Raw genomic sequence first — 18,284 nt, forward strand, 5'->3', positions numbered from 1 at the left:
AGATGAAAAGAACAATTAAAACCTTGCTTGCAGCCAGTGTTGTCGCTGGCACTGCGGCCACCGCCGTTGCCTACTTTGGTCTGGTTAACGTCGGTGCCGATGATCCCCATTTGCCGGCTGTGCATGCCTTTTTGAGCATGGCCCGTGATCGCTCCATCGAGGTGCGCTCGCGGGATATTCAGGTGCCTGATTTGGATGATGAGGCGCTGATCCGTGCCGGGGCCGGTAACTACAACTCGATGTGTATTGGCTGCCACCTGGCGCCTGGCACAGCCGAAACCGAGTTGAGCCAGAGTCTCTACCCCGCGCCGCCGAACTTGACCAAGATCGGCCTCAATGGCAACCCGGCGGCGACCTTCTGGACCATCAAGCATGGCATCAAGGCCACTGGCATGCCCGCGTGGGGCAAGAGCATGGGTGATCCGTATATTTGGGGAATGGTCGCCTTCATGCAGCAATTGCCGACGCTCGACGCGCAGCAGTATCAAGCGCTGGTCGCCTCCAGCAGCGGTCACCAGCATGGCGGCGGTGAGACCATCATGCACAACCATGAAGGTCAGCACGGCGGCGCAGAAGCGGCAGGCGAAGACCACAATGCCGCTGAGATGGCTGGGATGAGTCAGCATGACGCGGCAGTCGAAGATCATCATGCTGGCGAGGCGGCTGGGGCAAGCCAGCATGACGCAGCCAGCGAAGATCACCATGCCGGCGAAAAGGCTGAGGCCGGTCACCATGACTCGGCAGCTCAAGACCACCATGCTGGCGAAGCGGCCGGGGCAAGCCTGCATGACGCCGCCGGCGAAGATCACCATGCCGGTGAGATGGCTGGGATGAGCCACCATGACGCGGAGCAAGCAGCTGACAAGCCCGCGCCCAAGTCCAAACTGGCTGCCAATTCTCACACCCATGCCGATGGCAAGGAGCATGTCCATGCCAACTAAGGGACGCCTGTACGGGGGGCGACTACTGCGTGTCGCCGCACTGGCTGCATTGTTCAGCGGCTCTGCGGCGCAAGCGGCTGAGCCTCTGAGCATCGATGTGCACCGCGACGCCAACTGCGGTTGCTGCAAGAAATGGGTCGCGCACCTTGAGGCCAATGGCTTCAAGGTCATCGATCATGTCGAATCGAACATGACGGCAGTCAAGCAGCGCCTCGGCGTTGTTCCGCGCCTGGCCGCCTGTCACACCGCGGTGATCGATGGCAAGTTCGTCGAAGGGCACGTCCCTGCGGCGCAGATTGTGGCGTTGAGCAAGCGCTCCGATCTGCTTGGGATCGCTGTGCCGGGTATGCCGGCAGGCTCTCCTGGCATGGAGGTCGGCGGGAAACAGCAGGCCTATCAGGTCATCGGCTTGAGCAAGGCGGGTAGCGATCAAGTGGTCGCGGAGTATCCGGCAAACTGACCTTTAGTCCGTCAGTTGCTGCTCGATCATCCGAGCAGGGTGATCGAGCCTCCTCCACAGCTGCCTGCGACTGAAAGCGGTTGTGTGCAGGGGATCGGGCCTGCTGGCTGGGTTCCAAGGTTGAAGCAGTAAACCGCTTCTTGCAGGCTATGGGCCCTCAGTCTTGAGTGTCTTTGTTTTTACCTCCCCCCAAGGTATGCGTGGTGGCAGGCGTTGCTCGCGTGCTGATGATGTCCTTCGGCGTTGCCCTTCTCAGGCAGAGTGCGGCCAAGTACAAATACCAACAGTAGCCCTTCGTTCCTTTGCCGCCGACTGTCACTAATTCTGAAACACCGCCTCGATGTCTCATCATTCATGCATCGATTCGCCATGTTGCAATCCGCTTAGTGGCAGACGGCCTGTTCGGCAACGTGAAGGATGTTGGTGGAGACTTGCTCTGTACCTGTGCTTAACACGCGGCAAGATGGCGGCGCCACTTGGCCTGCGCCCCTCGCCTCTACGTCGAGGGCGCAGCCCGTGCAATCGAGCGGGTCGTTTCATTGCGCCCGCGACTTATTGAACGGTAGGTTTAACCTGCGCCTCCTCGACAAACTCCTTGAGCCACTTGAGCACATCGACAGCATCCCAGCGCGCAGGATCGAACATCGCGTAGGCAAGGCCTTGATAGCCCACCACGTCCAGCTGTTTGTGATAGCCGGCGCGTTGCAATAAGGCTTCGATTTCGGCGAAGCAGGTGTTGAAGTGCACGCGGGTGAAAGGGGTTCGCCCCTCAGTGACAATGCCCTCCAGGTGCAGTTCGGCGACGGTGGCGCGAACTTTATCCAGGGGCATCCGGTTCATGCTGTGTTTCAGTTGTAAGACGTCCAGCATCGTAGTGCTCCTGATTGACGCTGTGGTTTGGCCAGGTGCCCGTAGCCAGCAGACCTGACGAGATGACTGAGACAAGGGTAGTCGAAAAGAACTGTACAAATAAACAGTATTCGACAATAGTAATCCCAAGACCCACCCGGGTATTCACTCGATCACCCTCGCCAGCCGCTTGCACAGCCACTGACCGTCGGGACTGCAGAGGAGCAACTAGTAATGCAACAGATGCTGATGACAATTGTGCTGTTGGGGCTGTTGGCAGGCTGCGCCCAGCCGCAGGTCGAGCAACCCAAGGCCAATGGCTCCTATCTGGTGATTGAAAACAGCCAGGCGTGGGCGGTACTCATCTCCGATGGCAAGCGGGTGGAGGAGCGCGGCACCGTGGTGGATGTGATCAAGCTGCCCAGCCGGCATTCTGCAGTGGCCGCCAGCTATGTGATCGAAACGACCAACTGCGGCCGGGTGCAATGGCTGACCGAGCGCGCCGATGATGCGGACGGTGCCACCACCCTGATGTCGCTGCACAACAACCAGCAACTAGACGACGCTGGCTGCATGCTTGGCAATGGGCTGGCTCGGGTGTGGACAGTGCTGGATTATTCGGGCTGATGCGCAGGCGGGCTACCCGCTGTCGTGCCCGCTAAAATGCGTTAGCGGGCGACAGCAAAGAGGCGAATTGCTTAGCTGTCTGTAGGTGCCTTGCGCGGTTTGCTCGGCACTGGGGCCTGAATCAAGCCATCGGCACGGAACATTGCCTTGATCCCGCGTACGGCTTGGCGAATGCGATCCTGGTTCTCGATCAGGGCAAAGCGCACATGGTCATCGCCGTAATCGCCAAAGCCGATGCCGGGTGATACGCACACCTTGGCATCCAGCAGCAGCTTCTTGGCGAACTCCAGCGAGCCGAGCTTGGCGTAGGCTTCGGGAATCTTGGCCCAGACGTACATCGAGGCTTTCGGGTTCACCACCATCCAGCCGATCTCATGCAGCCCTTTGACCAGCACATTGCGGCGCTGGCGATACTGTTCGGCGATATCGAGCACGCACTGTTGATCGCCTTCCAGCGCCGCGATGGCGGCGACTTGCAGCGGAGTGAAGGTGCCATAGTCGTGGTAGCTCTTGATTCGCGCCAGGGCGTTGACCAGTTCCTTGTTGCCGACCATGAAGCCAATACGCCAACCGGCCATGTTGTAGCTCTTCGACAGGGTGAAGAACTCCACGGCAATGTCTTTGGCCCCCGCTACCTGCATGATCGACGGGGCCTTCCAGCCGTCGTAGACGATATCGGCATAGGCCAGATCGTGAATCACCAACACGTCGTACTGCTTGGCCAGGGCCACCACGCGCTCGAAGAAGTCCAGTTCCACGCATTGGGCGGTGGGGTTGGAGGGAAAACCGAGGATCATCATCTTCGGCTTGGGAATCGACTCGCGAATCGCCCGTTCCAGTTCGGCGAAGAAGTCCACGCCGGGCACCAGCGGCACCGAACGCACCTGGGCACCGGCGATCACCGCACCGTAGATGTGGATCGGGTAGCTGGGGTTGGGCACCAGTACGGTGTCGCCATGATCCAGGGTGGCGAGCATCAGGTGCGCCAAGCCTTCTTTGGAACCGATGGTGACGATGGCTTCGCTTTCCGGATCGATCTCGACGGCGTAGCGATCCTGGTACCAGCGCGAGATGGCGCGGCGCAGACGTGGGATACCACGCGAGGTGGAGTAGCCATGGGTGTCTTCGCGCTGGGCGACCTGTACCAGCTTCTCGACGATATGCGGCGGTGTTGGTCCGTCGGGATTACCCATGCTGAAGTCGATGATGTCCTCGCCGCGGCGGCGGGCAGCCATCTTCAGTTCGGCAGTGATGTTGAATACGTAGGGCGGGAGTCGATCGATGCGCGCAAAGCGGCGCGGAGCTTGGTCAGCCATGCTGTCCTCGAAAACGTAAGCGCCCGGAACCGTCCGAGCGACGTTGGCCAGTGCGCTGGCCAGGTGACGAAGATAAGCCGACTGCCAGGGGGTTGTCGAGTGTCTTGTATGCGTCGTTGGATACTGTTTTGGCAACTGAAATCTGCTGCAGGATGGGCGCGCTGCATAGACGCCCAGCATCCTGATGATGATGGGCGTCACTGTGTTCAAGCCCTCTTATGCAAACTGCCTTTTCAGGCGCAGCAACAGGTCGGCCAGCAGCGCGATATCGGCGTCGGTGGTGCGCCAAGAGCTGATGCTCAGGCGAAAGGCGGGGCGACCTTGCCAGACGGTCGGGCCGAACCAGACGAGACCAGATTGCTGGGCGGCCAGGCGAATCGCCAGGGTCTGTTCGTCGCTGTCGGCGCGCACCAGCACCTGATTGAGTACCACCCGGTTAAGCACCTGATAGCCAGCGGCGCGCAATGCATCGGCCAGCTGGCCGGCCTGGCGGATATGCTGGTCGATCATCTCGCGCAAGCCGTCGCGACCCATGGAGGACAGCGCAGCCCAGATCGGGATGCCGCGGGCGCGGCGGGAGAATTCCAGGTTGAGGTTCTTTTGCGCATCCTTGGACGCGCTGGCATACACCGCATCGCTGTTCATCGCGCTGGCCAGGGCATCGGCGTCGCGACAGATGGCCATGGCGCCATCGTAGGGGGTGTTCAGCCATTTGTGCCCGTCGGTGGTCCAACTGTCGGCCAGCTCGACGCCTGCGGCGAGGTGCGCCGATGAGGAGGCGCGCGCCCAGAGGCCGAAGGCGCCGTCGACATGCACCCAGGCGCCGGCGACCTTGGCGGTGGGGATCAACGCCGTAAAGAGGTCGAACTCCCCGGTATTCACTTCGCCGGCCTGCAGGCAGAGGATGCTCAGTTCGTCCAGCGCGGGAAGTTGTCCAGGGTCGATGCGGCCGTGCGCGTCGGTGGCCGCGATCTTTAAGCGCTTGACGCCGAAGCCGAGGATGCGCAGGGCCTTGATGACCGTGACGTGGCAGGTAGCCGACACCACCACCTGCACCGTCGGCGCACCGTTCAGGCCGTCTTCATCGAAGTTCCAGCCATTGCGTGCCAGCAAGGCGCGGCGGGCAGCGCTCAGGCAGGCCAGGGTGCAGGCCGTGGCGCTGGTGCCAAAGCCCACCGCGCTGTCTCGGGGCAGGCCGAGCAGCTCGGTGACCCAGCGCCCGGCGATACGTTCCAGGCAGTCGGCCACCGGTGAGTTATCGAAGGAGGAGGCGCATTGATCCCAGGCCAGCACCATGCGCTCCGCAGCGGCGGCGGCAGGCAGGGTGGCACCGATGACGAAACCGAAATAGCGCGGGCCGTTGGAGGCGACTGTGGCGGGCGAGCCGAGTTCATCCAGCTGCTGGAGCACCTGGCCGGCGGGGTAGCCCTGGTCTGGCAGGCTCCGCTCGAAGGCCTGCAGTCCGGCAATGGCTGAGGCGGAGGGAAACGCCGGGCGCTCGGCAATGCCGTCGAAGTAGTTGAGGGCGCGCTGGTCGGCATCCACCAGGAGCTGGCGTTCTTCGCAAGGGTTGTTCATGGGCGGCTCGCAGTAGGCAAAGGTCTTATCTACTTTAGCCAGCCGCAGCCCTTAACAGCAGGCACACTCGCTCGGTGTTGCCGCCGTACAGTGGTGTGGCGAAAGCCTCGGCGAGCCGAACAGCGGCTCGTCGAGCGGTACAGTTCTGCAGGCGTACAGCGGGGGCGAAAGGTTTCCCGGCTATCAGTTACCGAGCATGTCGTGCATGGCGATGATCTGTTCGGCGACTTGGAGCAGTTTCTGCTGACGACTCATGGCCTGGCGGCGCATCAGGGTGTAGGCCTCTTCCTCGTTGCAACTTTTCATCTTCATCAGCAGGCCTTTGGCCAGCTCGATGCGTTTGCGCTCGGCCAGCTGCGCGTCGCGGGCCTGCAGTTGTGCGCGCAGCGCCTGATCGCTCTCGAAGCGGGCCATGGCCACGTCGAGTATCGGTTGCAGCCGTTGAGCGTGGATGCCTTCGACGATATAGGCACTGACCCCAGACTGAATGGCCTGGCGCATTACGCCAGGGTCGTGTTCGTCGGTGAACATGACGATCGGGCGCGGTTGATCACGGCTGACCAGTACCACTTGCTCCATCACGTCACGACTGGGGGATTCGGTGTCGATCAGGATCACGTCGGGGCGTACCGCCTCGACGCGTTCGGGCAGGTCGATGGTCAAGCCGGACTCGTCGATCACTTCGAAGCCGGCTTCGATCAGCGCGGCTTTCAGGCGACCGACCTTCTTCGGGGTGTCGTTGATCAATAGGATGCGCAGCATAGGGGTGATTCTCCGGGCAATTACAGGGCGACAACGTCGCTATCGACCAAGGCGTGGAGGTTAAAGCTGCGGGCATAGCCAGCCGGATCTGAGCCATCCCAAGTCTTGCCATCGAGCAACGTAGCGTTACGTTGTTCGGTCGGTACCCTGATATTCAAAGCCTCCGCCGCTTGGCGGTAGAGGTCAAGCTGTTGTACCTGACGGGCGATACCGAGGTAATCGGGGTCGTCGCGCAGCAGGCCCCAGCGGCGAAACTGGGTCATGAACCACATGCCGTCGGAGAGGTAGGGCATGTTGACTGCGCCGTCGGCGTGAAAGCGCAGCGGGTGCGGGTCCAGCCAGGCATGGCCAAGACCATCCTGATACTGGCCGAGGAAGCGCGGCTGAATGGCGCTCAGTGGCGCATCCACATAGTCATTGCCGCTGAGCAATTGCGCAGTACTGCGCTTGTTCTCTTCGTTCTCGTCGATGAAGCGGCTGGCCTCCAGCACGGCCATCACCAAGGCGCGTGCGGTATTGGGGTAGTGCTCGACAAAGGCGCGGGTACAACCGAGCACCTTTTCCGGGTGGTCGGGCCAGATCGACTGGGTAGTGGCCAGGGTGAATCCGAGGTTTTCATCGACCGCCTGGGCGCACCAAGGCTCGCCCGCGCAGAAACCGTCGATGCGCCGGGCTTTGAGATGAGCGACCATCTGTGGCGGTGGCACCACCACGCTGTCGACATCGTTGAGAGGGTGGATGCCCTGGCTGGCCAGCCAGTAGTAGAGCCACATGGCGTGGGTGCCGGTGGGTAGCGTCTGAGCGAAGGTCAGTCTTGCGCCTTTTTGGTGCGCGTGCAGATTTAGTGCGTCGCTTGTGGTCACACCAGCGAATTGCAGTGCATGTGACAGGTTGATGCTCTGGCCGTTCTGGTTCAGGCCCATCAACACCGCCATATCGGTCGCCGGCGCGCCGCCAAGGCCGAGCTGCACGCCATAAATCAGGCCATAGAGGCTGTGCGCGGCATCGAGCTCACCACTGAGCAGTTTGTCGCGCAGGCTTGCCCAGGACGCCTGGCGCTGCAGGTTGATGGTTAACCCATACTTCTCGGCGAAGCCCTGGGTGGCGGCGACAATCACCGACGCGGCATCAGTCAGGGCCATAAAGCCTACGTTCAGTACGCGCTTTTCCGGAGCTTCGCTGCCGGCAGGCCATGCCTGTGTATCGATACGGCTGTGTGTATGCTCGCTCATGGCGCTTTTCCCAGATCAACACAAAAAGGTGCCGCACCAAGCTGCATGACCCAGCGATTGGAGCGACACCATTGTCTATTCAGCCGTTGGAAGGGCTCTATTACCTGGGATTAAGCAAGTGATATGCCAGTACCCGAGATGTGCTGGCGGAACTGTGGCTGGCGTACGGCAATGCTGTGGCCGCTATGAGCAAACCGCGCTCAACGTTCGAGCATCTGCTTGATGTTGCTTTGCGGGATCTGCTGCTCGCGGCCTTCGCTGTCGGTGAACTCGCTCATGCCGGTGTCTTTATCCAGGCGAGGATTACCTTCGCTGGTCAGCAGCTGGCCATTGGTGGTGGTGATGCTGTATTCGCTGCTGCAGCCGGCCAGGGCGAAAGCGCATACAGCCGCGATAAGCCAGATTTTCATGAATGGTTTCGTATGCTGGGAGTGAAGCCGCTGTTACCCCTGCTTGAAAAAGGCAGCTGCTGGGCATCACCTGCAAGGGCTTCAGAAAAGAAAAAGCCCCGCACGATGGCGGGGCTTTTCTTGACGCGTTGCTACGTTAGGCTTGAACGACCGGGATGTTGGCGTTCGCTGCAGCTTCACGGAACTCGGCGATCTGGTCGAAACTCAGGTAGCGATAGACATCGGCTGCCATGGTGTCGATTTCCTTCGCGTAGACCATGTACTCCTCGACGGTCGGCAGTTTGCCGGTGATCGCCGCAACCGCAGCCAACTCGGCCGAAGCCAGGTAGACGTTGGCACCATCGCCCAGACGGTTGGGGAAGTTACGGGTCGACGTCGACACCACGGTGGAGTTCGCTTCAACGCGTGCCTGGTTACCCATGCACAGCGAGCAGCCTGGCATTTCCAGACGCGCACCGGCCTTGCCGTAGATCTCGTAGTAGCCTTCTTCGGTGAGCTGATGCTGGTCCATCTTGGTCGGCGGCGACAGCCACAGGCGTGTCGGCAAGGAGCCTTCGACTTTTTCCAGCAACTTGCCGGCTGCGCGGAAGTGACCAATGTTGGTCATGCACGAGCCGATGAACACTTCGTCGATCTTTTCGCCTTGAACGCTGGACAGCAGACGGGCGTCGTCCGGGTCGTTCGGGGCGCAGAGGACCGGCTCGTTGATATCGGCCAGATCGATTTCGATGATCTCGGCATACTCGGCATCCTTGTCGGCAGTCATCAGCTTAGGATCGGCCAACCAGGCTTCCATCGCCTGAGCGCGGCGTTCCATGGTCCGTGCATCGCCGTAGCCTTCGCTGATCATCCAGCGCAGCAGGGTGATGTTCGAGCGCAGGTACTCGGCGATGGCTTTTTCCGGCAGCTTGATGGTGCAACCGGCAGCCGAACGCTCGGCCGAGGCGTCGGACAGTTCGAACGCTTGCTCGACAGTCAGCTCGTCCAGGCCTTCGATCTCGAGGATGCGGCCGGAGAAGGCGTTGATCTTGCCTTTCTTCTCGACGGTCAGCAGGCCTTTCTGGATGGCTGCGTAAGGAATGGCATGCACCAGGTCACGCAGGGTGATGCCCGGTTGCAGCTTACCTTTGAAGCGCACCAGGATGGACTCTGGCATGTCCAGCGGCATGACGCCGGTGGCTGCGGCGAAGGCTACCAGGCCAGAACCGGCCGGGAAGGAGATGCCCATCGGGAAGCGGGTGTGCGAGTCACCACCGGTGCCGACGGTGTCCGGCAGCAGCATGCGGTTCAACCAGCTGTGGATGATGCCGTCGCCTGGACGCAGGGACACGCCGCCACGGGTGCGGATGAAGTCCGGCAGGGTGTGGTGGGTGGTCACGTCGATCGGCTTCGGGTAAGCCGCGGTGTGGCAGAACGACTGCATGACCAGGTCGGCGGAGAAGCCCAGGCAAGCCAGGTCTTTCAGCTCGTCGCGGGTCATCGGGCCGGTGGTGTCCTGGGAGCCGACGGTGGTCATCTTCGGTTCGCAGTAGGTGCCAGGGCGTACGCCTTGACCTTCAGCCAGACCGCAGGCTTTGCCGACCATCTTCTGCGCCAGGGTAAAGCCCTTGGTGCTGACAGCCGGTGGTTCAGGCAGTTTGAACAGGTCGGTTGGGCCCAGGCCCAGCTCGGCGCGGGCTTTCTCGGTCAGGCCACGGCCGATGATCAGCGGAATACGGCCGCCAGCGCGAACTTCGTCGAGCAGTACCGGGGTCTTCATCTCGAAGTTGGTCAGAACCTCGTCAGTACCGTGCTTGCAGACTTTGCCCGCATGCGGGTACAGGTCGATCACGTCGCCCATGTGCATGTTCGATACGTCGAACTCGATCGGCAGAGCGCCAGCGTCTTCCATAGTGTTGTAGAAGATCGGAGCAATCTTGTTGCCAAAGCAGAAACCGCCAGCGCGCTTGTTCGGCACGTTCGGTACGTCGTCGCCGAAGAACCACAGCACCGAGTTGGTCGCGGATTTGCGCGAGGAGCCGGTACCGACCACGTCACCCACATAAGCGATAGGGAAGCCTTCGCCACGCATGGTTTCGATTTGCTGCATCGGGCCAGTGACGCCTTGCTCGTCCGGCACAATGCCATCGCGAGCCATTTTCAGCATGGCCAGGGCGTGCAGCGGGATATCCGGGCGCGACCAGGCATCAGGCGCAGGGGAGAGGTCGTCGGTGTTGGTTTCGCCGGTGACCTTGAATACGCGCAGGCTGATCTTGTCGGCCAGGGTCGGGCGGTTCTTGAACCACTCGCCATCGGCCCAGGACTGCAGTACGCCTTGAGCGAGAGCGTTGCCGTTCTTGGCTTTTTCCGCGACGTCGTGGAAGGCGTCGAACATCAGCAGGGTGTGCTTCAGTTGGGCGGCAGTTGTAGCAGCCAGTTCGCTGTCGTCGAGCAACTCAACCAGGGTGGCAATGTTGTAGCCGCCCTGCATGGTGCCGAGCAGTTCGACGGCGTGTTGCTTGTCGATCAGCGGGGAAGAGGCTTCGCCTTTGGCGACGGCAGAGAGGAAGCCGGCCTTGACGTAGGCTGCTTCGTCCACGCCTGGCGGTACGCGGTTGGTGATTAGGTCGAGGAGAAAGGCGTCTTCGCCAACCGGCGGGTTCTTCAGCAGCTCGATCAGGCCTGCGGTTTGTTCGGCGTTCAGCGGCTGGGGCACGATACCCTGAGCGGCACGCTCTGCTACGTGTATGCGATAGGCTTCAAGCACAGTTATTACCCTCATCAGTGGTCCCAAAGGGTTGTCCGGGACGCGATCCAGAAAACCCTGAACCAGGCGCTTCGTGGCTTTATGGGCCCCTCAGCCGAGGTTTCAGAGGTTTCTTGCAGAAGCTGTTTTCAAAGTTTTACGCCGGCAGGACGGTTTGATGAGGGCTGGCGCAGACACTTGAAAGGGCGCTCCAAGGGCCTGCGTCAACATCGTACCTGCAGGATCGACTGTGCTCGTGACGCTTTGAAAACAGCTTCCAACGGACATTGGTGCCTATAAAAGGCGGGCCGATTCTACTGGAAAGCGTTGATAAAGTTAAGCTAAAGCCCCGCGGCGAGCAGGCTAGGTAAATTGCTTATCTGCAAAGGGGAGATGTAGAGATCGTCGGTGAAAAGCCGAGTTTCCCTAGGGTTAAAGTGACTATCCGCTCGTTTATCCATGCTGCAAGCAAGCGCACGGTGGTTTTCATCGGGTCTGTCGACAGGGGTGAACTGACTTAGACAAAGGGCTAACATGCCTGCCTTTCCGCCAGTATGTATCCATCCTTACCATGTCCAATCAGCGCATCAAGACCCCGTGCGTCGGCCTTTGCTCCACTGTCTACGGTGACGTGGTGTGCCGTGGCTGCAAGCGCTTTCACCATGAAGTGATCAACTGGAACAGCTATAGCGACGAGGAAAAATACGCGGTCTGGCTGCGCCTCGAGGTGTTGTTGGTGCAGGTGATGACGGCAAAGCTGGAAGTCTTCGATGATGCGCGCCTGCGCAGCCAGTTGGAGCAACGGAAAATTCGTTTCGTACCGCAGCAGTCGCCTTATTGCTGGGCATACCAGCTAATTGCCCGCGGCGCACGAGCGATCAATCAGCTGGAAGCCTACGGCATGGTGTTACTGCCCGAGTTTCGCGACTGGAGCCTTCCCGAGTTGCGTGATGCCATCGATCGCGAATTTTTCCTGCTCTCCGAGGCGCACTACGAGCGCTACATCGCGCCGAAGTTCATGCGCGAGGGCTTGCAGCCGCGCTTCTGATGACTGCCTAGAGTCAAAGGGCAGTCTGCTCACAGAATTGGTTGTTCACTGCTAAACCCTGTGAATGGCCTCGCTCGCTCGGTGCTTGCTGGGGTTCCTCATAAGGCGCCAGTAAATGGACTGCGTGGTCGTGAGGTTTCAGAACCAGCAGGTCGCTGTCGAGGCGGTCGAGTATCGCTTCGGCCGTATTGCCTATCAACATTCCAGCAAGACCATTACGTCCGACGGTGCCAATGACGGTGACTGCGATCTCCAGTTGATGGGCGATCTGCAGGATTAGCGCCTTGGCAGGCCCTTCGCCAATGTGCAGCTGATAATCGTGGAGCTGATACTCCTCTTTGAACCAGCGGCTTGCCTCGAAGCAGTGGGCCGCCTGGCCGTCGTAGCGAGGCGCGCTGGAGTCAGCTGCGGGAAAGAGTGTTGCCGGGTAGGCACTGACCGCATGGATGGAGCCGCCGATCAATGCGGCGAGATCGACTGCATGCCCCATGATGCTGCCTTGCAGACCACGATGCTCGTTCTCGGAGTTTTCTATATCCATGGCAGCCAGCACTCTGCCGCCATTCCAGGGCCGCGCGGTCTTAGTCAGCAATACCGGAACCGGGGATTGACGAAGCAGCCGCCAATCCTCAGGAATGATCAGGTGCTTGGTCCACAGGCTATTGGGGTAATGCTGCTTGATCAGCAAGTCGCAAGAGTGGGCTTGAAGGGTGGTGAGAATTGCGTCTGTTGGTTGCGAATGCTCGCAGTTGATCTGTTGCGTGGAGACATCAAAGCCCTCACCGCTGAGCTGTTTGCTAAGGTGCCGGAGGAACGGTGCATGCTCGCGCTGGTTGTCACAAAGCACTAAGTGGATTTCTGCGTGAATACCCGTGGCTATGTGCTTGGCGCGTCTCAATGGAAGGCTGTCGGGTTGCTCGGGATTGAGCACCACCAGGATGCGGCGAATGCTATGCATGGCTATCTCCCAGACGATTCGATCTACACCACAGTGATTGTGATTGAGGCCGACCTCATGATGCCGTGCAATGTGGGAGGTACTGCGAGCCTGAGTGCAACCTAAGCAGCATGGTAGATACTCAGCACTTTTTCCTTGCCGTATGTCGGCTGGTTGTAGGGCCGCCGCCAAGCGGTGCTATTGCCGTTGCACTCGCGCAGGTGGGCGGCAGGCTACAAGCCGCCTGCAGGCGGCTTGGGTGGTGGGGGTCAGTGCTGTGCCACCAGTTCTTCCAGGTGGGCGATGATGTCGTCGGGCTTAAGCACTAGGACGTCACAATCCAGCGCGTCGAGGATCACCTCGGCAGTGTTGCCGATCAGCGCCCCGGACAGTCCGGTGCGCGCCACTGTGCCGATCACGGTCACGGCGGCATTCAGTTGATGAGCGATTTGCGGAATAAGCGCATCGGCCGGGCCTTCGGCGATATGCAGGCGTTCCTCGGCAATGTCGTATTCGGCCTGGAAGGCTTTGCACTGCTCGCGATAACGCGCCTCGATGGTCTCTTTCAGCTGGAAGGTCGGGTCTGCGGCCGACAGCATCGGCGCAGGATGGGCGCTGATTACATGCAGGCTGGCCTTGGCCAGCGCGGCAATGTCGTAGCCGTAGTTGATGATGCTGTTGTGCAGGGTACGGTGTTCACCGTCGGCGTTACCGACATCGACAGCCGCGAGTATGGTGCCGCCAGTCCAGGATTTGTCGGTTTTCACCATCAGCACCGGGGCCGGGCAATAACGCAGCAGTTTCCAGTCGTCTGGAGTGAGCAGGGCTTTTTTCAGCGGGTTGTCGGGGAAGTGCTGCTTGATCACCAGGCCGCACCCTTCGGCCTGCTGCACGCTGATGATGGTCTGGTGCAGGTTTTCATGCCAAGCCTGCTGGCTGGAGGTGGTGTATCCCTCTTTATCGAGCGTGGCGCACAGGTCACTGAGATAAGTCGAGTGGTCATGCTTCTTGCCGCAGACCAGCAAGTGCAGGTGCGATTGCGTCACGCCAGCAATCAATTTGGCCCGCTTGAGTGCCAAGCCTTCGGGTCGCTCTGGTTCCATGACGACTAAAATGTTGCGAATGGCTTGCATGTTCGTCTCCGTCCGAAGTGGGTTGTGACTCGTAACAATTAACTATAGGCACAGCATAGATGCAGCAACAGTGCTGTGTTGTTGACCGGTATCAACTGACCGGCTGGTCGCGCGCCGCTTCATTCGTATAATGGCCGGCCAGATTCGCCGGTTACCACCACCCACTGTCGTGAGCCTATGCAACTGTTACCAGAAATCGAAGCCTTCCTGTTGTGCCCAACCCCCGATGCCTGGATTGCCCAAGCCTTGCAGAATCAGGACGTGATGCTGATAGATCACGCCAATTGCGAGAAGAAGGCCGCATCTACCGCGCTGACGCTGCTTTTCCGCTATATCGAGAAGGCCGATTTGCAGCACAACCTGTCGCGTTTGGCCCGTGAAGAGTTGCGGCATTTCGAGCAGGTCGCAGCATTGATGAAGAAGCGCGGCATTGCCTATCGACCGGTCAGTGCCGCCCTGTATGCCCAGCGCTTGCACAAGCATATGCGCACCAGCGAACCGCACAAACTGGTGGACACCCTGATCGTCGGGGCTTTTATCGAGGCGCGATCCTGTGAGCGGTTCTTTCGCCTGGCGCCGCATCTCGATGAGGAGCTGGGGCAGTTCTATCGCTCGCTGCTCAAGTCCGAGGCGCGGCATTACCAGGGTTACCTGAAGATGGCGCGCGATTATGCGGCGGGGCCAATCGATGAGCGGGTGGCTTTCTTCGCCGAGGTGGAGCGCGAGGCGATACTCACGCCGGACAAGGAGTTTCGCTTTCACAGTGGCGCTGCCGCTTAGGGCAAGCGCCACCTTTATCGGAAGTCAGCAGGACTACGCGGCTGCCGGCTTCGCCGTCAGCGCTGCCTGGCGGTCGCCACGCAGGATGACGATGGCCAGGACCACAAGTAGCAGGGAGGCACCGGTCAGCACGAAGAACACGTCCTGCAGCGAGCCGGTTGTTTCGCGGATATAACCGGCCAGCAGGTTGCCTAGGGTGCCGCCCAGGCCGAAGGTCACCATGCAGATGCCGCTGATCTGCATGGTCGCGGTCGATGAATAGTGCTGGTTGAGCCAGCCGGCGACGATGCCCCACATTGGGAAGTACATCAGGCCATAGCCGAAGCCGGCGACCAGGGCGAACTTGCCCGGGTCCGCGACGAATGCCAGCAAGCCCAAGGTGAAGCCGCTGAAGATCACCATCAGCGCGGTGCCATGGCCCTTGCGGTCGGCCAATTTGCCGGTGAGGAAGCCGGCCACCATGCCGGTGCCGCCAACCGTCGCCCAGGTGTAGCCGCCCAGCGCCGCCGGCATGCTGAGTTCATCCAGGTAGCTATTGAGCCAGTAGGAAAACGGCATGGTGGTGAAGCCCACCAGCAGGCAGATCAGGCAGGCAAACAGGGCGGTGCGCTCACCTATGATGGTGGCGAACAGCCGGGAAGTGGGGATCACCGAGTCGACCGGGCCGGCGCTGGCGGTCGGACTGAGGGGCGCCGGCTTGAGGTCGCGCAGCATGTGCCAGGTCAGGGCCACGACCAGCAGGCCGAACAGCCCGGCGACTTGCCAGCTGGCCTGCCAGCCAAGCAGTGGCACCACGACAAGGATCAGCAGGCCGTTGAGGGCATAGCCCCATGCTGTGCCGCTGGAGGCGCAGGACAGGTAGGTCGAGCGCGACTCGGCACGGGCGCAGCGGCTGACGATCTCGACGATGCAGCCCCAGCTGATCGCCGCGCTGGCAGCCAGGCAGGTCAGGGTAAGCGTGATCAGCATGGGATCACGCAACTGCGACATGGTGAGCAGCAGGGTGCTGGAGGTCATGCCGGTAATGAGGGCCAGGCGGCTGGTGCCCAGGCGATGACCGAGCAGGCCGAGGAGCATGGCGCCGCCAAGATAGGCCAATTGGGTCAGTGCGCCGATAGTCGCCAGCTGCCAGGCACTGATCTCGATGGACTCGCGCATAAACGGCATCAAGGCGGCAAACAGGAACATGCCGAAACCGTGGCTGACGATCTGGTTCATGCCGAACGTGGTGGGCATTCGCATCATTCGAACTCCTTGATGGCGCTGGGGCGCATGGGGCTGGCTGGATGCGGACTAAGATATCCGCTTGCCAGAATTCGGAAAAACGATAAATATTGATCACTACTTTCAAGAAGGTTGAACTCTGCCATGCGCGACCTGCCAATTGTCTTGCTGCGTACCTTCGTCATGGTCGCCGAGACGCTGAATCTGACCACGGCGGCTCAGCGCCTGCATCGCGCGCCGTCGACCATCAGCATGCAGCTCACTCGGCTGGAGGCCCTGGTGGCGGCCGAACTCCTGCAGCGCGGTCAGTACGGCGTCAGACTGACCCCGGCCGGGGAGCAGTTGAAGTCTTGTGCCCAGCAGTTGCTCAACCTGCATGACCGCATTCTCGGCAGCTTCCAGCATGCCGATGTGGGTGGTCAGGTGCGCTTCGGCACCCATGACCAGTACGCCACCCGCAGCCTCGTCCCGCTGCTAGAGAGCTTCGTACTGAGCTACCCGGAGGCAAGCCTGGAAGTGGTCTGCGATCACCGCCCCTATCACCTGGCAACGATGGTGGCCGAGGGCAAGTTGGACCTGGCCCTGGTGGAAATGCCGGCCTTGTCGGATGGCGGCCAGCGCTTGTTTCGTGACGAGTTGGTCTGGGTGTGCAGCGAGACCCATTCGACTCATGAGCGCGACCCGCTGCCGTTGGCGGTTTTCGTCGAGGGTTGCTACCACCGCGACTCTGCGCACAAGGTTCTGAGCGAGGCGCAGATTCCCTACCGAGTCGCCTTCATCAGCCAGAGCCGGGCTGGCGTCCTGGCGGCGGTGCGCGCCGGTATTGGGGTGGGGATCATCCCCCGCTCGACTCTGGAGTCGGGGCTGCGGGTGATCGAGCAGGGGTTGCCGCCATTGCCGGGCACCGATATCACCTTGTTTGTCGCTGAGCGGGTCAACGAGGCAACTCGGCGCCTGGCGCAAACCATTGAGGCAAGCCCGCAATACCGACGCCAGGAGCGGCCGTCGCTGCTGCAGCGCTAAGCCCGCAGCGGCGCCGATCAGCTGAGAGAGAAGGGTGCCAGCTGCCAGCTTTGGTCGTCGACCTGCAAGGCCCAGCCTTGGCTGTCCCAGTCACCCAGGACAATCCGCCTGGCGGGTTGCCCCGCCACTTGCAACGGGTGTACCGCAGGGCGGTGAGTGTGGCCGTGAATCAGCGTGCGCACGCCATGGGCTGCCATGATCAGCGGTACTTCTGCCGGGGTGACATCGACTATGTCGCTGGCTTTCATGCGGGTTTGCGCGCGGCTTTCATTGCGCAGTTTGCGCGCCAGCTTGCGGCGGGTGGCCAGCGGCAGGTTGCGCAGGATAAACAGCGACAGCGGGTTGCGTAGCCAGCGGCGCAGGCGCATGTAAGCCTCATCCTGGGTGCAGAGGCTGTCACCGTGCATCAGCAGGACTTTCTCCCCGCCGAGTTCGACCAGGCAGGGGTCGCGCAGCAGGGTGCAGCCAGCCTCGCGGCAAAAGGCCTGGCCAATCAGGAAGTCGCGATTGCCGTGCATCAGGTAGATGCGCGTGCCACTGTCACTGAGTTGGCGCAGGGCTTGGGCAATGCTGCGCTGAAAGGGGCTGATGGCGTCGTCGCCGATCCACACCTCGAAGAAGTCGCCAAGGATATACAGCGCCTCGGCTTCGCTTGCGCGGTTCTTTAGAAAATGCAGAAACGCCCGGCTGATGTCCGGGCGCTCCTGTTCAAGATGCAGATCGGAGATCAGTAGAATCACTCAACGATCTCGGCACGCTCGATGATCACATCGTCGACCGGTACGTCCTGGTGGCCAGACTTCATGGTGGTGGCAACACCCTTGATCTTTTCGACCACGTCCATGCCTTCGGCCACTTCAGCGAATACCGCATAGCCCCAGCCTTGTACGGTTGGTGCGCTGTGGTTGAGGAAGCTGTTGTCGCCGACGTTGATGAAGAACTGCGCGGAGGCCGAATGCGGCTCCATGGTGCGGGCCATGGCCACGGTGCCGATCTTGTTGAGCAAGCCATTGTTGGCTTCGTTCTTGATGGTCGCGCGGGTGGTTTTCTGCTTCATGCCTGGCTCGAAACCGCCACCTTGCACCATAAAGTTGCTGATCACGCGGTGGAAGATGGTGCCGTCGTAATGACCTTCCTTCACGTATTGCTTGAAGTTGGCCACGGTTTCCGGCGCTTTATCTTCGAACAGCTTGAGGGTGATGACGCCGTGGTTGGTGTGCAGCTTGATCATAGGTAATC

At 60.8% G+C, this 18,284-nt stretch carries 18 protein-coding genes; 6 read left to right on the forward strand and 12 right to left on the reverse strand.

Annotation, left to right across the window (positions count from 1 at the left end):
- The first annotated feature begins 2 nt into the window (after positions 1-2).
- Both VCJ09_RS10835 and VCJ09_RS10840 read left to right on the forward strand, forming a co-directional pair.
- Positions 3-941, forward strand: coding sequence for a c-type cytochrome (locus tag VCJ09_RS10835; RefSeq protein ID WP_324734317.1), 939 nt, complete (start codon positions 3-5; stop codon positions 939-941).
- Entirely contained in the window at positions 931-1,401 is a 471-nt protein-coding gene (locus VCJ09_RS10840; protein ID WP_324734318.1) for a DUF411 domain-containing protein, read from the forward strand. Before VCJ09_RS10835 ends, VCJ09_RS10840 begins: the two co-directional genes overlap by 11 nt.
- Before the next feature lie 552 nt (positions 1,402-1,953).
- On the opposite strand, the gene VCJ09_RS10845 is transcribed toward VCJ09_RS10840, so the two are convergent.
- A complete protein-coding gene (locus tag VCJ09_RS10845) occupies positions 1,954-2,271 on the reverse strand; it encodes a transcriptional regulator (protein WP_324734319.1) in 318 nt (105 codons plus the stop codon).
- A 213-nt stretch (positions 2,272-2,484) separates the two neighbouring features.
- Between VCJ09_RS10845 and VCJ09_RS10850 the strand changes: the two genes are divergently transcribed.
- On the forward strand, positions 2,485-2,877 hold the full coding sequence (locus tag VCJ09_RS10850; protein ID WP_324734320.1) for a hypothetical protein: 393 nt from the start codon (positions 2,485-2,487) through the stop codon (positions 2,875-2,877).
- Between the two features lie 71 nt (positions 2,878-2,948).
- Here the strand turns inward: VCJ09_RS10850 and alaC are convergent, their stop codons facing one another.
- From alaC to acnB, 6 genes are all read right to left on the reverse strand, one after another.
- Positions 2,949-4,193, reverse strand: coding sequence for an alanine transaminase (gene alaC / locus VCJ09_RS10855; protein ID WP_324734321.1), 1,245 nt, complete (start codon positions 4,191-4,193; stop codon positions 2,949-2,951).
- A 216-nt stretch (positions 4,194-4,409) separates the two neighbouring features.
- A complete protein-coding gene (locus VCJ09_RS10860; protein WP_324734322.1) occupies positions 4,410-5,771 on the reverse strand; it encodes a pyridoxal phosphate-dependent decarboxylase family protein in 1,362 nt (453 codons plus the stop codon).
- A gap of 183 nt (positions 5,772-5,954) precedes the next feature.
- Positions 5,955-6,533 carry an ANTAR domain-containing response regulator gene (locus VCJ09_RS10865; protein WP_079201830.1) on the reverse strand — a complete coding sequence of 193 codons (579 nt, stop codon included), beginning with the start codon at positions 6,531-6,533 and terminating at the stop codon, positions 5,955-5,957.
- Positions 6,534-6,553: 20 nt separating this feature from the next.
- Complete coding sequence (locus VCJ09_RS10870) at positions 6,554-7,765, reverse strand: CmpA/NrtA family ABC transporter substrate-binding protein (protein WP_324734323.1); 1,212 nt, start codon at positions 7,763-7,765, stop codon at positions 6,554-6,556.
- A 200-nt stretch (positions 7,766-7,965) separates the two neighbouring features.
- Positions 7,966-8,175, reverse strand: a complete 210-nt coding sequence (locus VCJ09_RS10875) for a YgdI/YgdR family lipoprotein (RefSeq protein ID WP_324734324.1) — start codon at positions 8,173-8,175, stop codon at positions 7,966-7,968.
- A gap of 136 nt (positions 8,176-8,311) precedes the next feature.
- On the reverse strand, positions 8,312-10,921 hold the full coding sequence (acnB, locus tag VCJ09_RS10880) for a bifunctional aconitate hydratase 2/2-methylisocitrate dehydratase (protein WP_079201833.1): 2,610 nt from the start codon (positions 10,919-10,921) through the stop codon (positions 8,312-8,314).
- A 550-nt stretch (positions 10,922-11,471) separates the two neighbouring features.
- Here acnB and VCJ09_RS10885 point away from each other — a divergent pair.
- On the forward strand, positions 11,472-11,948 hold the full coding sequence (locus VCJ09_RS10885) for a DUF1289 domain-containing protein (RefSeq protein WP_324734325.1): 477 nt from the start codon (positions 11,472-11,474) through the stop codon (positions 11,946-11,948).
- A 13-nt stretch (positions 11,949-11,961) separates the two neighbouring features.
- Here the strand turns inward: VCJ09_RS10885 and VCJ09_RS10890 are convergent, their stop codons facing one another.
- Complete coding sequence (locus VCJ09_RS10890) at positions 11,962-12,906, reverse strand: universal stress protein (protein ID WP_324734326.1); 945 nt, start codon at positions 12,904-12,906, stop codon at positions 11,962-11,964.
- Between the two features lie 248 nt (positions 12,907-13,154).
- Positions 13,155-14,018, reverse strand: coding sequence for a universal stress protein (locus VCJ09_RS10895; RefSeq protein WP_079201836.1), 864 nt, complete (start codon positions 14,016-14,018; stop codon positions 13,155-13,157).
- A 177-nt stretch (positions 14,019-14,195) separates the two neighbouring features.
- Between VCJ09_RS10895 and miaE the strand changes: the two genes are divergently transcribed.
- Complete coding sequence (miaE, locus tag VCJ09_RS10900) at positions 14,196-14,798, forward strand: tRNA-(ms[2]io[6]A)-hydroxylase (RefSeq protein WP_324734327.1); 603 nt, start codon at positions 14,196-14,198, stop codon at positions 14,796-14,798.
- Positions 14,799-14,831: 33 nt separating this feature from the next.
- Here miaE and VCJ09_RS10905 read toward each other — a convergent pair whose 3' ends face one another.
- Entirely contained in the window at positions 14,832-16,040 is a 1,209-nt protein-coding gene (locus VCJ09_RS10905) for an MFS transporter (RefSeq protein ID WP_324734328.1), read from the reverse strand.
- 126 nt (positions 16,041-16,166) lie between these two features.
- On the opposite strand from VCJ09_RS10905, the gene VCJ09_RS10910 reads away from it, so the two are divergent.
- On the forward strand, positions 16,167-17,045 hold the full coding sequence (locus VCJ09_RS10910; RefSeq protein WP_324734329.1) for a LysR substrate-binding domain-containing protein: 879 nt from the start codon (positions 16,167-16,169) through the stop codon (positions 17,043-17,045).
- A gap of 17 nt (positions 17,046-17,062) precedes the next feature.
- On the opposite strand, the gene lpxH is transcribed toward VCJ09_RS10910, so the two are convergent.
- Positions 17,063-17,785, reverse strand: a complete 723-nt coding sequence (gene lpxH / locus VCJ09_RS10915; protein ID WP_324734330.1) for a UDP-2,3-diacylglucosamine diphosphatase — start codon at positions 17,783-17,785, stop codon at positions 17,063-17,065.
- A complete protein-coding gene (locus tag VCJ09_RS10920) occupies positions 17,782-18,276 on the reverse strand; it encodes a peptidylprolyl isomerase (protein ID WP_324734331.1) in 495 nt (164 codons plus the stop codon). The genes lpxH and VCJ09_RS10920 overlap by 4 nt, the downstream gene beginning before the upstream one ends.
- Positions 18,277-18,284: the final 8 nt, after the last annotated feature.

It is taken from the genome of Pseudomonas paeninsulae, assembly GCF_035621475.1.
Lineage (GTDB): Bacteria > Pseudomonadota > Gammaproteobacteria > Pseudomonadales > Pseudomonadaceae > Aquipseudomonas > Aquipseudomonas paeninsulae.

Excerpts from the sequence above, each read along its gene's own strand:
- VCJ09_RS10835 (WP_324734317.1), top strand. The coding sequence starts at position 3 with ATGAAAAGAACAATTAAAACCTTGCTTGCAGCCAGTGTTGTCGCTGGC.
- VCJ09_RS10840 (WP_324734318.1), top strand. The coding sequence starts at position 931 with ATGCCAACTAAGGGACGCCTGTACGGGGGGCGACTACTGCGTGTCGCC.
- VCJ09_RS10845 (WP_324734319.1), bottom strand. The coding sequence starts at position 2,271 with ATGCTGGACGTCTTACAACTGAAACACAGCATGAACCGGATGCCCCTG.
- VCJ09_RS10850 (WP_324734320.1), top strand. The coding sequence starts at position 2,485 with ATGCAACAGATGCTGATGACAATTGTGCTGTTGGGGCTGTTGGCAGGC.
- alaC (WP_324734321.1), bottom strand. The coding sequence starts at position 4,193 with ATGGCTGACCAAGCTCCGCGCCGCTTTGCGCGCATCGATCGACTCCCG.
- VCJ09_RS10860 (WP_324734322.1), bottom strand. The coding sequence starts at position 5,771 with ATGAACAACCCTTGCGAAGAACGCCAGCTCCTGGTGGATGCCGACCAG.
- VCJ09_RS10865 (WP_079201830.1), bottom strand. The coding sequence starts at position 6,533 with ATGCTGCGCATCCTATTGATCAACGACACCCCGAAGAAGGTCGGTCGC.
- VCJ09_RS10870 (WP_324734323.1), bottom strand. The coding sequence starts at position 7,765 with ATGAGCGAGCATACACACAGCCGTATCGATACACAGGCATGGCCTGCC.
- VCJ09_RS10875 (WP_324734324.1), bottom strand. The coding sequence starts at position 8,175 with ATGAAAATCTGGCTTATCGCGGCTGTATGCGCTTTCGCCCTGGCCGGC.
- VCJ09_RS10885 (WP_324734325.1), top strand. The coding sequence starts at position 11,472 with ATGTCCAATCAGCGCATCAAGACCCCGTGCGTCGGCCTTTGCTCCACT.
- VCJ09_RS10890 (WP_324734326.1), bottom strand. The coding sequence starts at position 12,906 with ATGCATAGCATTCGCCGCATCCTGGTGGTGCTCAATCCCGAGCAACCC.
- VCJ09_RS10895 (WP_079201836.1), bottom strand. The coding sequence starts at position 14,018 with ATGCAAGCCATTCGCAACATTTTAGTCGTCATGGAACCAGAGCGACCC.
- miaE (WP_324734327.1), top strand. The coding sequence starts at position 14,196 with ATGCAACTGTTACCAGAAATCGAAGCCTTCCTGTTGTGCCCAACCCCC.
- VCJ09_RS10905 (WP_324734328.1), bottom strand. The coding sequence starts at position 16,040 with ATGCGAATGCCCACCACGTTCGGCATGAACCAGATCGTCAGCCACGGT.
- VCJ09_RS10910 (WP_324734329.1), top strand. The coding sequence starts at position 16,167 with ATGCGCGACCTGCCAATTGTCTTGCTGCGTACCTTCGTCATGGTCGCC.
- VCJ09_RS10920 (WP_324734331.1), bottom strand. The coding sequence starts at position 18,276 with ATGATCAAGCTGCACACCAACCACGGCGTCATCACCCTCAAGCTGTTC.